Source organism: Pseudonocardia sp., assembly GCF_050246655.1.
In the GTDB taxonomy this organism is placed as follows: domain Bacteria; phylum Actinomycetota; class Actinomycetes; order Mycobacteriales; family Pseudonocardiaceae; genus Pseudonocardia.
This window is the reverse complement of record NZ_JBFWVQ010000133.1, coordinates 1-13,919: the sequence shown is the minus strand read 5'-3', so window position 1 is coordinate 13,919 and position 13,919 is coordinate 1. Positions and strand designations below refer to the sequence as shown.

The 13,919-nt window shown below is 73.8% G+C and carries 12 protein-coding genes; 2 read left to right on the top strand and 10 right to left on the bottom strand.

The features are described 5' to 3' along the window. The 3 genes from AB7J25_RS26840 to AB7J25_RS26830 all read right to left on the bottom strand — a co-directional run. Window positions 1-536: serine/threonine-protein kinase (locus AB7J25_RS26840; RefSeq protein ID WP_428513456.1), on the bottom strand; the 536-nt coding region annotated here is incomplete at its 3' end. A 57-nt stretch (window positions 537-593) separates the two neighbouring features. Further along, window positions 594-1,769: a DUF2891 family protein gene (locus AB7J25_RS26835; RefSeq protein WP_428513454.1), complete on the bottom strand. Its 1,176-nt coding sequence runs from the start codon at window positions 1,767-1,769 to the stop codon at window positions 594-596. Between the two features lie 526 nt (window positions 1,770-2,295). Continuing rightward, on the bottom strand, window positions 2,296-2,538 hold the full coding sequence (locus tag AB7J25_RS26830; RefSeq protein WP_428513452.1) for a hypothetical protein: 243 nt from the start codon (window positions 2,536-2,538) through the stop codon (window positions 2,296-2,298). A gap of 544 nt (window positions 2,539-3,082) precedes the next feature. On the opposite strand from AB7J25_RS26830, the gene AB7J25_RS26825 reads away from it, so the two are divergent. Both AB7J25_RS26825 and AB7J25_RS26820 read left to right on the top strand, forming a co-directional pair. After that, complete coding sequence (locus tag AB7J25_RS26825; RefSeq protein ID WP_428513450.1) at window positions 3,083-4,267, top strand: MFS transporter; 1,185 nt, start codon at window positions 3,083-3,085, stop codon at window positions 4,265-4,267. 116 nt (window positions 4,268-4,383) lie between these two features. Further along, window positions 4,384-4,860, top strand: a complete 477-nt coding sequence (locus AB7J25_RS26820) for a DUF2771 family protein (protein ID WP_428513448.1) — start codon at window positions 4,384-4,386, stop codon at window positions 4,858-4,860. A gap of 687 nt (window positions 4,861-5,547) precedes the next feature. On the opposite strand, the gene AB7J25_RS26815 is transcribed toward AB7J25_RS26820, so the two are convergent. The 7 genes from AB7J25_RS26815 to AB7J25_RS26785 all read right to left on the bottom strand — a co-directional run. Next, a complete protein-coding gene (locus tag AB7J25_RS26815) occupies window positions 5,548-5,934 on the bottom strand; it encodes a cold-shock protein (protein ID WP_428513458.1) in 387 nt (128 codons plus the stop codon). A 136-nt stretch (window positions 5,935-6,070) separates the two neighbouring features. Further along, window positions 6,071-7,726, bottom strand: coding sequence for an AMP-binding protein (locus tag AB7J25_RS26810; protein ID WP_428513446.1), 1,656 nt, complete (start codon window positions 7,724-7,726; stop codon window positions 6,071-6,073). Between the two features lie 127 nt (window positions 7,727-7,853). Then, a complete protein-coding gene (locus AB7J25_RS26805; protein ID WP_428513444.1) occupies window positions 7,854-8,609 on the bottom strand; it encodes a DNA-binding response regulator in 756 nt (251 codons plus the stop codon). Window positions 8,610-8,780: 171 nt separating this feature from the next. After that, the gene (locus AB7J25_RS26800) at window positions 8,781-9,455 is read right to left on the bottom strand and encodes a hypothetical protein (protein WP_428513442.1); all 675 of its coding nucleotides are present in this window, start codon (window positions 9,453-9,455) and stop codon (window positions 8,781-8,783) included. Beyond that, entirely contained in the window at window positions 9,452-11,503 is a 2,052-nt protein-coding gene (locus AB7J25_RS26795; RefSeq protein WP_428513440.1) for a galactose oxidase-like domain-containing protein, read from the bottom strand. The genes AB7J25_RS26800 and AB7J25_RS26795 overlap by 4 nt, the downstream gene beginning before the upstream one ends. 109 nt (window positions 11,504-11,612) lie before the next feature. Beyond that, the gene (locus AB7J25_RS26790) at window positions 11,613-12,767 is read right to left on the bottom strand and encodes a glycosyltransferase (protein ID WP_428513438.1); all 1,155 of its coding nucleotides are present in this window, start codon (window positions 12,765-12,767) and stop codon (window positions 11,613-11,615) included. Further along, window positions 12,764-13,919 (bottom strand): phospholipid carrier-dependent glycosyltransferase (locus AB7J25_RS26785; protein ID WP_428513436.1); only part of this gene is annotated, 1,156 nt, incomplete at its 5' end. The genes AB7J25_RS26785 and AB7J25_RS26790, both read right to left, overlap by 4 nt.

The following is a 13,919-nucleotide window of genomic DNA, read 5'->3' as shown; positions in this document are numbered from 1 at the left end:
GTGGCGCCCGTCGCGGTGAGCGAGGTGGAGCCGCTGAGGAACGAGCGGGCGATGCCGAAGTCCGCGACGTACACGAACTCGTCGGCCCCGGTCGACGCGGGCGTGACCAGGATGTTCGCCGGCTTGATGTCGCGGTGCACCAGACCCTGCTCGTGCGCCACGTCGAGGGCCGCCGCGACCTGCGCGACGATGTTCACCGCCCGGCCGGGCGGCAGCGCTCCCTGCCGCTTCAGCAGGGCGGCCAGGTCCTCGCCCTCCACCAGCCGCATGTCGATGAACAGCACGCCGTCGATCTCGCCGAAGTCGTGGATCGGCACGATGTGCGGTTCGTGCAGGCGGGCGGCGACGGAGGCCTCCTTGCGGAAGCGGGCCCGGAAGTCCTCGTCCTGCGCGAGCGCCGTCGGCAGCCTCTTGAGGGCGACGATGCGGTCGCGTCGGGTGTCGAAGGCGCGATGGACCTCGCCCATGCCGCCACGGCCGATGAGTGACTCGATCCGGTACGGGCCGAACGTCTCCTCGCCCACTCGGTCGCCCACCTCGGTGCCTCCTGCCCGGCGTTCCTGGTGCGACCGTCGCAGGGCCGCCCCCGCCCGTTACATGTCGTCGAAGGTCGCCGCGATGGAGAAGACGCCGAACTGCGCGACCCAGTGGGCGTAGGTGTCGTAGCCGTGGCGCCACTGGTCCTCGCGCCCCAGCTGGTCCGCGACCAGCCGGGCCCACGTGTCGCGCAGCGCCGGGTCACCGGAGAGCCGGTACGCCGCGTACACGCCCCAGGAGCGGGAGAAGGTCAACCCGGCGCTGTGCACGGCCGGCAGGTGCGCGCCCAGCGGGGCGGTGTCGACCAGCGGCGGCAGCGCCGCGAGCAGGTCGGTGGGCGGCCGGTCGAGTGCCGAGGCGAGCAGCGGCAGCAGGTGGCACGGCGGCAGGAACCCGGTCTCGTCCACGCCTGCGCACGCCGCGGCCCGGCCGCGCTCGCCCAGGAGCAGCGCCGCGGTCCGGCCCGCGGCCTGTGCCGCGGCGGCGTCACCGAACCGGTGCGCCCAGCGCAGCAGGGCGTAGGTCGGCCACGTGACGTTCGCGTAGTCGGGTTGTGCGGCGGCCCGGTAGAGGCGGGGCGAGTCCCCGAGACCGGACAGGTAGTCGACGAGCCGGTCCCGCGCCGCCGACCCGACGCCGTGGGTGAGCCCGATCCCCGCCCGGTCGGCCTCCACGTCGAGCACCAGTGCCCACGCGAAGCCGTACGGCTCCTCCTCGGGCAGGTCGCCGGCGCGAACCGCGTCCGCCTCGGCCGTCAGGGCCTGCGGCCCGCCGAGGGCGCGGACCGCGGCGTCCCGGTAGCCGGTGTCGCCGGTGATCCGGCCGATCGCGAGCAGGGCGTACGTCGCATGCACCGCGCTGTGCCAGTCGACGCAGCCGTGGAAGGCGGGACGGGCGGTGTCGCGGCGGGCGATGCAGGTGAGGATCGGCTCCGCCAGGCGACGCAGCGCCGGGACGCGTTGCCCGGCGAACGCGTCCCACGTGCTCGGACCGGCCGGTGTCGCTGCAGCGGGCGGGACCGGCCGGGTCGACCCCACGGTCGCCGGTGCGCAGGCTGCGGTCAGGCAGGCCGCGGTCAGGACGCAGAGCAGCGCGGCGAGCGCGCGGCCCCGCACGCCCGCACAGCCACCCGGCCCGACGCTGCGCATCTGCACCTTTCCCGGTGTCGGCCCGGCGCGGTCGGGCCGGCCGCGGAAGCCGGCGCGGGCCCGGTCGGCCGCAGCAGCATGCACGCGGCGCCGTCATCCTGCCAGCCGCCCCGCGCCGTCCGGATGGCGGTGACGCGTGTGACGCAGCGGGATTCACCTGTTCAGGGCGGATGGTCACGCATCGTCGCCCTGGGTCGGCCGGGACCCGTCGGCACCAGCGGCAGGACGGGCCCGGGATGGGTCAGAATGGCGGCATGGCCCGGTCCGGTTGGTTCCCGCGGCGCCGCGGACCCCGGAACGGGGTCGCCGCCGACGCCGCGCCGTGTCCTGGCGCGGGCGACCCGGGCCGTGCGGGGCCCGGTCGGGCGGGCCCCGCCGGTACATCGCCGGCGGTGCACACCGGTCCGGGACCCCGCCCGGACGCCAGTACGCGGCGCTACCCGTGGCATGAGGATCCGTATTACGACCCGACGGTGTACCGGCGCACGCCACCCGACATCGCCGACGTCCCCCCGGCGCCCGATGGCTCGAACCCTGCGGGGCTGCCGCCGTCGTGGCCGCCGGTGGGCCCGCCGCGGGCTCAGCCGTCGAGGTCGCAGCCGTTGGGGGCTCAGGCCCCGTCGACCCCGCAGCCGAGCCCGCTGTCGACGCCGCCGCCGACCCAGCTGTCGACCCCGCCGCCGACACCGCCGCCGAGGTCGATCCCGCAGCCGTCGGGCCCTCCGGCCCCGCCGCCGTCGGGCGCCCCGGCCCCGCTGCCGTCGGGCGTCCCGGCCCCGTCACCCCCGCAGCCGAGCCCGCCGTCGACTCTGCAGCGGTCGGCACCGCCGTCGACGCCCCCGCGGGAAGCCACGGCGGGTTCGCCTCCCACCCGGACCCATCCGGTCGGCTCGCCACGCCCGACCCCGCCGCACGGCACACCGGCGCGATCCGGAGGCCCACGTCACGGCGTCCCGGAGGACCCGGCGCCTGCCGGAGACGCCCCCGGCGAAGCCGCCGAGCGCCCCGCCACGTCGTCGCTGCCGCCGACCGGCCCGGGTCCGCAGGGCACCGCCTACCTTCCGCCCCCGGGAGCCGGGACCGGCCCGGGCCCGCACAGCACCACCCACCTCCCACCCCCGGGCAGCCGCACCGGCACCACCGCGACCGGCCCGGGCCCGCACGGCACCGCCCACCTCCCACCGGGGGCCGGCACGACCTCAGCCGGGCCCTCCGCGTGGGCCGGCTCCGCGGCCCGCGCGGCGTCGGACGCCACCCCCCGCGGCGCCCGCGGGTTCGCCGCGGCGGCTGCACGCCGGGGCGGGAAGTTCACCCAGGGCGGCGTCGCCGCGTTCCGCCGCGCCGCCACCGCCGACGGCGCGGACCGTTCGGGCCTCACCGCGCTGACCTACGCGACGATGTTCACCTACGCCGTGGACGCCGCGGTCGCGGTCGCGCTGGCCAACACGCTGTTCTTCGCCGCGGCGACGGCCGAGTCCAAGACGAACGTTGCGCTCTACCTGGCGATCACCGTCGCACCCTTCGCTGTCGTCGCGCCGGTCATCGGGCCGATGCTGGACCGCCTCCAGCGGGGTCGCCGCGCGGCGCTCGCCGCATCGTTCGTGCTGCGAGGCGTGCTCGCGATCGTCATGGCCTACGAGTACGACAGCTGGCTGCTCTACCCGGCGGCGCTGGGCGTCATGGTGCTGAGCAAGTCGTTCGTGGTGCTGAAGGCGGCCGTCACGCCGCGGGTGCTGCCACCGTCGATCACTCTGGTCACGACGAACTCCCGGCTCACGACGTTCGGCCTTGCGGCGGGGGCGGTGTCGGGTGCGGTGGCGGCCGGGATCGCCTGGTTGGCGGGATCGCCGGGGGCGCTGTGGTACACGGCGCTGCTGGCGCTCACCGGCGCGGCGCTGTGCGCGCGGATCCCGGCCTGGGTGGAGTCGACGGAGGGTGAGGCACCCGCGACGCTGCGGACGTCGAGCCGCGAGCGGGTCCCGATCGGGCGCGGTGTGCTGGTGGGGCTCTGGGGCAACGGCTCGATCCGCGTCCTGACGGGCTTTCTGACGCTGTTCGTGGCCTTCGTCGTCAAGGCGCAGTCGGAGACGGACCCCGCGCGCCAGCTGCTGCTCATCGGCATCGTCGGAGCCGCGGCCGGGGTGGGCTCGTTCGTGGGGAACGCGGTCGGCTCGCGAGCGAGGTTCCCCCACTCCGACACGGTGCTGCTGATCTGCGTCGCGGTACCCGTGCTGGCGGTGGTGGGCGCGGTGCTGCTGCCGGGGATCGTGAGCGCGGCCGTGGTGGGCCTGGTGGCGGCCACCTGCAGCGCGGTGGCGAAGGTGTGCCTGGACGCGGTCATCCAGCGCGATCTCCCGGAGCGCTCGCGCGCCTCGGCGTTCGGGCGCTCGGAGACGGTGCTGCAGCTGGCCTGGGTGTTCGGCGGCGCGCTGGGCGTGCTGCTGCCCCACACGACGTGGTGGATCGGGTTCGCGATGATCGCGGGAGTGGTCGCGCTCGGCGGGGTGCAGACGGCACTGATCTCGCGGGGCGGCGGGCTGCCGCTGATCAGCCCGAGGGTCGCCCCCTCGGCCGCCGCCTGACCCGCGAGTTGCGCAATCCGTCAGGCCGCGTTGCGGTTCCCGTCCGGACCCGCCGCGGACCGAACGCGCAACACCGCCTGACGAGATGCGCAACTCGCGGTGGGTACGGTGACGCTGTGCGCCGTCTCGTCCCCGTGCTCCTGGCGGCGTTGGCCCTTCCCGCCTGCGGCTTCGGCGGCCCTCCTGAGGTGACGTTCGGCGTCGGAGGGCAGGAGTCGACGGTCGGGCCCGCCCGCTACTGCGACCTACAGCTCACCGAGTGCGACGACGACGCGACGGCCCCCGTCCGGATGGAGGTGCCGCCGGGCACCCCGGTGCGGGTGGAGGTGCCGGGCGAGGTCGCGGAGACACCGTGGCACGTGGTGTTCCGGTATCGCAGCGGTGGCGGCGAGGAGGTGGACGGCCGCACGCCCGTCTTCGCCCCCGATGAGCGCAGCGACTACCTGCTGGAGCTGCCCGCACCCACCGACCAACTGCTCACCGCGCAGGTGCAGCAGTTCGGGCCGCCGCCCCAGCCTGCCGAGAACGGCGAGGTGGAGTTCCCGATCCGGGCGAGCTGGGTGCTCACGACGCCCGCCCTCGACGGGCCGTGACGGTCCCGGGGGCGTCGGCGGCGGGCGGGTGGCCGCCGGCTGGCCGGTACTGAGCGGCCCTCGGCCGGGGTACCGTGCGGCCCGCGGCCGGGATGGCGAGGGCCAGCGCCCGGCCCGGGTACCGAAGCGCGCGCCGACCCCGGCCACCCAGGAACTGACCGGCAGGCCCAGTCGGGACTGCCCGGGCTCCTCCGCCCGCGTCCTCGTAGAGACCACCCGCAGCCTCGCAGACCCCAGACACGGTTCGCAGGCGCTGCAGCCCCTGCGAAGCGCACGCGAACTCTGCGAAGCGGGCGGGGGCCCCTGCGAAGCGCGCGCCAACCCTGCGAAGCGCACGCCAACCTCCGGACGCAGGCCGGGGACCCTTGCGAACCGCGCGCAAACCCTGCGAACCGCACGCAGACCCTGCGAAGCGCACGCCAACCTCCGGAAGCAGGACGGGAACCCCTGCGAACCGCGCGCCAACCCTGCGAAGCCGCGGGCGGAACCCGCGCGCCGGCCAGAACCCCCGCGGCGCGCCACCGACGCCGGGTAGAGCAGCCCGGGGGCTCAGCGCCCGGTCGTGTCGCCGCCGTCGATGGCGCCGCGCGGACAGGGGGCGAACCCCGCGACGCGAGACGCGCCCGACGACCCACGCCCGCGTCGAGCGACGCCGACCGGACGGGAACCCGTCACACAGAGGACGGATCAGCCGTCCAGGTCCCGCGCCACGGTGCGGACGACCTCCGCGGCGAGCTTGCACGTCTTGCGGTCCGGGTAGCGGCCGCGCCGCAGGTCCGGCTGCACCTTGGTCTCGAGCAGCCGGATCATGTCCTCGATGAGGCTGTGCAGGTCCTCGGCCGGACGGCGGACGGCCTCGACCACCGACGGGGGCTTGTCGACCAGCCGCACCGACAGCGCCTGCGGTCCGCGCCGGCCTTCGGCCATGCCGAACTCCACCCGCTGGCCGGGCTTCAGCGCGGTGGCCCCGGGCGGGAGCGCCGCCTTGCGGACGTAGACGTCGGGGCCGCCGTCCTGGGCGAGGAAGCCGAAACCCTTGTCCGCGTCGTACCACTTGACCCTGCCGGTCGGCACCGTGCTCACCCGTTCCTCGATCGTGACCCCGTGCGGGGGCTCCTGTGCCCTCGCACGACGAACGCGCCCTGGCGTCGGAGGACACCGGGACGCGCACGGAACACCTTAGTCCGCGGCGCGACCCGGCGCAGCCGCGTCAGGCGTTGCGAACGGCCGCGGCGTCGTGCAGATCGAGCAGGTCGACGGACCTCGCGCGCATCTCGACCTTGCGGACCTTGCCGGTGACCGTCATCGGGAACTCCTCCACCACCACGACGTAGCGGGGGATCTTGTAGTGGGCGAGCTTGCCGGTGGCGAACTCGCGCACCGAATCCGCGGTGAGCTCCTCGGCCCCCTCGCGCAGTTTCACCCAGGCGCACAGCTCCTCGCCGTACCGGACGTCGGGCACCCCCACCACCTGCGCGTCCAGCACATCGGGATGGGTGTAGAGGAACTCCTCGATCTCGCGCGGGTAGACGTTCTCCCCACCACGGATCACCATGTCCTTGATCCGGCCGGTGATGTTGACGTAGCCGTCGGAGTCCATCACCGCCAGGTCACCGGTGTGCATCCAGCGGGCAGCGTCGATCGCCTCCGCGGTCTTCTCCGGCTCCTCCCAGTACCCGAGCATCACGGAGTAGCCCCGCGTGCAGAACTCACCCGGGGTCCCCCGCGGCACCGTCAACCCCGTGTCCGGATCGACGATCTTGACCTCCACGTGGGGGTGCACCCGGCCCACCGTGGACACTCGCAGGTCCAGCGAGTCGTCCGCGCGGGTCTGCGTCGACACCGGCGAGGTCTCCGTCATCCCGTAGCAGATCGTCACCTCCGTCATGCCCATCCGGTCCACGACCTGCTTCATCACCTCCACCGGGCACGGCGAGCCGGCCATGATCCCCGTCCGCAACGAGGACAGATCGAACGACTCGAAATCCGGATCGTTCAGCTCCGCGATGAACATCGTCGGCACCCCGTACAGCGACGTGCACCGCTCCTGCGCCACCGCCCGCAGCGTCGCCTTCGGGTCGAACCCCGGTGCCGGGATCACCATCGTCGCGCCGATCGACGTGCACGCCAGGTTGCCCATCACCATGCCGAAGCAGTGGTAGAAGGGCACAGGGATGCACACCCGGTCGATCTCCGTGTAGCCGCAGATCCGGCCGACGAAGTGCCCGTTGTTCAGGATGTTGTGATGCGACAGCGTCGCACCCTTCGGGAAACCCGTCGTCCCCGAGGTGTACTGGATGTTGATCGGATCGTCCGGGCTCAGCTCGGCCTGCCGACGCGCCAGGTCCGCGTCGTCACCGCCCCGGCCCGCGGCCACCAGCTCGTCCCAGTCCGAGGTGCCGATCAGCACCACGTTGCGCAGCCCCGGACAGCTCGGCCGGACCTCGGCGATCATGGCCGCGTAGTCCGAGGTCTTGAAACTCGTCGCCGCGACCAGCAACGAGATCCCCGCCTGGTTGAGCACGTACTCCAGCTCGTGGGTCCGGTACGCCGGGTTGATGTTCACCAGGATGGCGCCGATCTTCGCCGTCGCGTACTGCACCAACGTCCACTCGGCCGCGTTCGGCGACCAGATCCCCACCCGGTCGCCCTTGCCCACACCAGCGGCGACCAGGCCCTTCGCCACCGTGTCCACGTCCACGCGCAGCTGCGCATACGTCCACCGGCGACCGCTCGGCACGTCGACCATGGCCTCGCGGTCGGGGAAGGTCGTCACCGTCCGGTCGAGGTTGTCGCCGATCGTGTCACCGAGCAGCGGCACGTCGGAGGTACCGGAGGCATAGGACGGAACGGAGGGTGCGGTCACGACGCTGGAACTCCTCACACGTTCGGGTCGCTCCGGCGCGCGACGCGTCGCCGCCGGACCGTGGCGCGTCGCACATCCTGTCCCCCGCGCCCGGCGCCGCAACACCCCCGGATGGGGACCCGCCGCGTCAGGCCCGGCGGGCCGTACGCTCCGCCGCGCCGTGGAGCAACGCGACGGCCTCGAGCTGCGAGCAGACCTCCAGCTTGCCGAGGATGGAACGGATCTGGCTGCGCACGGTCGTGACGGCGACGTCGGCGCGCCGCGCGATCGCCGCAGGCCGGTACCCGGCGGCGAGCTCGTCGAGCACCTCGCGCTCGCGCAGGGTGAGCCGGGCGAGGCGCTCGCCGTGGCGGGTGCTGGCCTCGACGACGCGGCGCTGTTCGGCGAGCCAGCGCCGCCGTTCCAGCGGGAGCATGGGCTGACGTCCCGCCGCGACGGTGCGGACGAGGTCGAGCAGCGTGTCGAACGATGCGGACTTGGCGACCAGAGCGCCCGCTCCGGCCAGCGCGGCCGCCGCGGCGCCCGGGTCGTCGGGCTCCCCCGTGACGACCACGACGGTCCAGCCGTCGACGACGAGGCCCCGGATGGTCTCGACGACGTCGCCGCGGCCGGCGTCGAGATCGGCACCCGGATCGGCCCCGCGACCGGGCTCCCGATCCACGTCGACGAGGGCGAGCCCCGGGGGCAACACCGCCGCCTGGCCGAGCACCTCGTGGGACCGGGCCGTGGCGCAGCGGTGGACGCGGTAGCCCTCGCGGACGAGGGCGATCTCCAGGGTCATGGCGAAGAGCTGGTGGGCGTCGACGACGAGGATGGAGAGCGTCTCATCGGCGTGCACGGCTCGGACCCCGCCGCTGCCGTCGATGTCCGGTGCCGTGCTCACCGGCTGAGGATCGAGCGGACGGTGTGACACATGGCGCGAACCCCTCGGGCTGAGCGGACGGATACGCGGGCCGTCCTGGGCCGCTCACCGTGAGCATCGCCGCTGGCCAGCGCACCGTTAACCATCCATCTTGGATTCCTCACATCGACGCTGTACGTTGGGACGTTCAGCTCAGCCGCAGGCCACCCGGTTGCCGTCCGGGTCTACTCCCAGCGTGTCCGCCCCGTTGACGCGCACCGGCGGGAAGCCCCGCGAGGCCAGGTAGGCACACAGGTCGGCGACGCCCGGCGGGAGCGTCGTGGGGATGCACTGACCGGCGGTGCCGTAGGCGCGGTCGCAGCCGTCGACGTCCGACGCCACCGGCTCCGAGCGCTTCGTGCGCCCGGGTCCGCGGCGCTCGCCGGACAGCTGCGAGGCGAACGAGTCCACGACGCGGGGATCGGGCTGCTGGCGCCGCTTCTCCCGCAGGGTCCGCGCCACCTCCGCCCACTTCGCCGCCTCGGCGGCGGGGTCCCAGCCCGGTGGGATCCCGGGCGTCCTCGTCGGGGCCGACGTCGTCGAGGTGGGCGGTGCGGTGGTGGTCGGGCGCGGCTTGCCCTGCAGCGGCTTCGACGGCGTCGTCGGCGCGGCCGAGGGCGCCGACCTCGCCGTCGCGGCGTCCTCGTCGGCATCCTCGTCCGAACTCTCGTCGAGACCCTCGTCGGAGTCCTCGCCCGGGCCCTCCTCGGCCGGCTCCGGGGCCGCGACCAGCCGCACCGCCGGGCCGGGGTCCGCAGCGGGGGCCCCGCCGGCCGGCAGGACGGCGGCGAGGGCCGCCAGCAGGCACGCGATGTACCGAGCACTCATGACAGCCGCACCCACTTCGCGACGGAGGGGATCCCGGCGGCGTCGGTCACGAAGAGCATGTACCAGCCGGGGGGAGCCAGGTTCGGGTTGGACGTGACGTTCAGGCCGAGGACGTCGCCGTCGACCGTCATCGGGAGGGCGACCGACCGCTGGTTGGGGTCGGAGGAGTGGGTCACGGCCGCCGGGCGGATCAGGGTCGCCGAGGCGACCGGGCCGTCCACCGTCACCTCCTGGACGCTGCCGTAGGTCCATTCCGTGGCAGCGACCGAGACGATCTCGGGGCGGTCGCCCGCGAAGGAGTAGGGCGGGGAGTACAGCGAGATCCGGTTGTCGAACGAGCCGTCGCCGGGGTTGTTGCCCGCGGTGAGCACGCGGCCGTCGGGCAGCAGGGTGGCGACGGAGTGGTAGCCGCGGTCGACGGGGTCGGTGGCCATGCCGGGGGTGAACGTGTCCGTCGCCGGGTCGAACATCGACGCCTCGGCGACGGCGTCGGCCCGGTTGTGCAGGGCCCCGCCGGTCTCGAACACGAGGCCGTCGGGCAGCAGCACCGTGGAGAGGTACATCTTGCCCTGGTCACCGGTCTGCGGGCTGCCGTCGTGGTTGTGGCCCTGTGGCAGGTCGGGGCCGGGCGTGTAGGCCGGGTCGGGGTCCTTGAGGTCGATGATGTCGACGAGCCGGTTCGCGTCCGGGTTGGTGTCGACGTTGCCGCCGCCGACGGTCAGCACCCGCTGGTCCTGCGCGGGGTGCAGGAGCACGCTCGCGGACTGGTCGCGCTCGTCCTTGTCGCGCAGGCCGGCGACGTCGGTGATGACGCCGGTGTCGTAGTCGAACACCGAGGCGCCCGTGCCGGGCAGGCCGTTGCCGAAGACGTGGCTGCCGGTGTAGAACAGCCGCCCGTCCTGCATGAGGATCATCGCCGGGTACAGCCCCCAGAAGGACCACGTCTGGTTGACCTGCCCCATCCCCAGCCAGCGGTCCTGCGCGTGCGACCAGCGCTCGGCCACGACCGTGCCCGACGAGTCCTCGCCCAGCCCGCCGAAGGACAGCACGTCGCCGGTGCCCAGGATCGTCGCCGACGGGTACCAGTGGCCCGCGTTCATGTCGTTGGTCGGCGTGTAGGCCTCGGTGGCCGGGTCGAAGATGAACGACGTGCGCAGGCCCTCGTAGCCGTGGCCGTTGGCGGGGTTCGGGTAGTTCCTGTTGCCGCCCATGACGAGCACCCGCCCGTCGGCGAGCTGGACGTGGCCCGCGCAGAACAGGTCGCTCGGGGTGGGGATCGACTCGAAGGTGTCCGTCGCCGGGTCGTAGAGCGCCGTCGAGAACGTGCCGGCGGCGAAGGCGCCCTCGTCGTTGCCGGAACCCGCGATGAGCAGCACCTTGCCGGTGTGCAGCAGCACCGCGTGGATCCCGCGGGCCGGCGACTCGGTCGCGAGGACCTCCCACGATCCCGCCGTGCACTGCTCGGCCGTCCCGGTGCACTCCGGCTCCGGTTCGGGCTCGTCGGGGTCGGTCATCGAGTAGTCGTCGGTGATCAGGGTACCGACGCCGTAGATCGTCACGCCCCACGTGATCTGGTCCGTGTCGGGCGGGACGACCGGGGTGCGCACGGTGGCCTGGGTGAACTCGGCGGCGACCGGCAGGTGCGCGAGGTCGGTCCAGTACTGCCACCCGTCGTCCACGTCGTGGCGGAACAGCGTGGTGACCGTGTTCGGCGTCGTCGTCTTGTACCAGACGCCGAGGTCGTACTGGTGGCCCGGCGTGACCTGCGGGGCGCACGGGCCGGTCTCCAGCATCATCGTCTTGCGGTCGCCGCTCACGATCCGGGTGATCTCGATCTCCATCGCGCTGTCGCCGCCGTGGGCGTCGGGGACGACGGTGAACGTGTGGTCGTTGTCGCCCCAGCCCGACCTCTCCCAGCAGGTGGGGAACCCGTCGGGGCCGAGAGTCTCCAGGCCGTCGTTCTGGACGAGGTTGGTGGGCAGGGCACGCGCCGGAACGACCGTGACGAGCGCGGCGCCCGCGGCCACCGCGAGGACCGCGAGCGCCACGGGCACGCTCCGTGGCGCGCACCGTTGGGCAAGGGACATGGAGGGGCCTCCGTCGGGGTGGGAGGTGTCGATCTGCGGGGAGCGGATCGGGGGTGGGAGCCCGGCCGGGTCACCTGCTGCGCAGGTAGATCAGCCGGTCGGTGATGAGGAAGCGCAGGACGAACGCCACGAGCAGCGTCGCGGCCGTGGCCGGGACGACGGCCATGCCGCCGCGTTCGACGAGGAGCGCGAGCAGCGGCAGCCGCGCGATCAGGTCGACGTTGTTGAGGGCGAGGAAGGACAGCAGCCGCCCCCCGACGCGCCATCGCCGGTGGTGGGTGAACACCAGCAGCTCGAGGAGGACGAAGTTCCACAGGATCGCGACCTGTGTCGAGATCACGGCCGCGGGCAGGTAGTGCATGCCGTAGCCGGTGTTGAGCAGCCACAGCACGGCGAGGTTGGGGATGAACCCGGAGAGGCCGACGAGCCCGAAGCCCAGGATCCGCACGGACGCGGACCCGCCGAACCGCAGCGCGCAGAGGTGCCGGACGAACCGGGCGCCCTCCCGCAGCGACGACTTCGACTCGCCCGCGAAGCGCTCCCCGAACGTGAACGGCACCTCCACGATCCGGTCGATGCCGTTGCGCACCACCAGCTCCAGCATGATCTTGAAGCCGAGCGGGCGCAGGTCGTCGAGGCGCAGCGCGCGGCGCCGCACGGCGAAGAACCCGCTCATGGGATCCGACACCGCCGCGAGCCTGCGCGGGAACAACGCGCGCGTGAGAGTCGTCGAGGACTGCGACACCAGCCGCCGGTACCGGTTGGCCAGCCCACAGCTGTCGCCGCCGCCGGCGTAGCGGGTGGCGACGACGAGGTCGGCGCCCGCCTCGGTCCCGGCCGCAACGAGCCCCGGCACCACTGTGGGCGGATGCTGCAGGTCGCCGTCCATCACGACGACCCACTCCCCCGACGCCGCGCGCAAGCCCTCCACGACGGCCCCGCCGAGGCCGCCGGTGCCCTCGTCGCGGTGCAGCAGGCGCACCGGCGCCCCGGGCCCTGCGGCGGCGTCGCGGATGCGCTGCGGCGTGTCGTCCGTGCTGTCGTCGACGAAGAGGACCTCGTGCGTCCCGTCACCGGGCAGCACCTCGCGCAGCCGGGCGACGAGCTCGCCGACGTTGGCGGCCTCGTTGAACGTGGGGACGAGGACGGTGACGGCGGTGCGGACCGCCGCGACCGGCGCCAGCGCGACGTCGTGCCCCTCGACCTGCTGGTCGAGGCTGGTCACGGCTCCAGGACGCGGCGGATCTCGACCCGGTCACCCCCCGCGCCGAACGTCGCGACGGGCACCGAGTTCTCCAGCGCCCGGACGACCCGCGGCAACCCCGTGGTCGACGCGCGGATGATCGGCGTGGACACGACGTAGTGGACGCCGCCCGGGATCGTCACCGCGGGGTCGAGGTCCAGCTTGTAGAACCAGACGGCGCCGTCGCCCGGCCGGTAGCCGGCCCGGACGAGGTCGAGCCAGATGGCGTCGTCGACGATCACGTTCGTCCCCTGTGGATCGGGCATCGCGGCGAGATGGGCGACCGCGGCGTGGACGTTGTCGTTGAGGTCCGCGGTCATGGCCGTGCGGTCGCCCGCCACCCAGGGCGGGACGACGAGCGCGATCGCCCCGGCCGCGAGGACGGCGACGGCGCCGCCCCGCAGCAGGCGGCCGGTGGTGTCGGGCCGGGCCCGGTAGGTGAGGACGAACCCGACGACGGCGGCGGCCACACCCGCGATGCAGAGCGCGAGGAACGGCAGGGCCTGCACCACGTACATGCCGGGCAGGTAGCCGGGCCGCATCGCCATCACGGCGAAGAGCAGCACGGCGAGCGCGGGGCCGCGCATCGTCCGGATCGCGAGCGCCCCGACGGCGCACGCCAGCCCGGCCACGACCAGGATCGCGTCGTAGTAGAGCCAGGACTCCACGATCAGCCGTGCGCCGCTGTCCGCGTCGAGGAATGTGCCGGAGCCGGGCCGGGTGAGCTGGAAGGCGATGCCGTCGACGAGCGAGACGTGGTCGGCCCCGGGCAGCAGCTCGGTGCGCAGCAGCGCGAACAGCGGGTAGAGCACCCCGGTCAGCCCGAACAGCGCCGCGAACCCGACCAGCGAGAACTTCCGCGTCGCCGGGTGCGTGCCCTGCCACAGCAGCACCAGCAGCGCCGGCAGGGCGATGAGCATCGTCTCCTTGCTGAGCACCGCGACCGCGGCGCAGAACCCGGCGGCGGCGTGATGCCACAGGTAGCGGCGCGGCGATACCGCCAGCACCATCGCCGCGAGCATCCGGCTGACGGCGATGTTGTCGAGGTAGATCTGGCGCTGCAGCGTGACGGCCAGCGGGGAGAGGGTGAACAGCAGCCCGGCGAGCGCGGCGGCCCAGCGCGGCAGCGTGAGC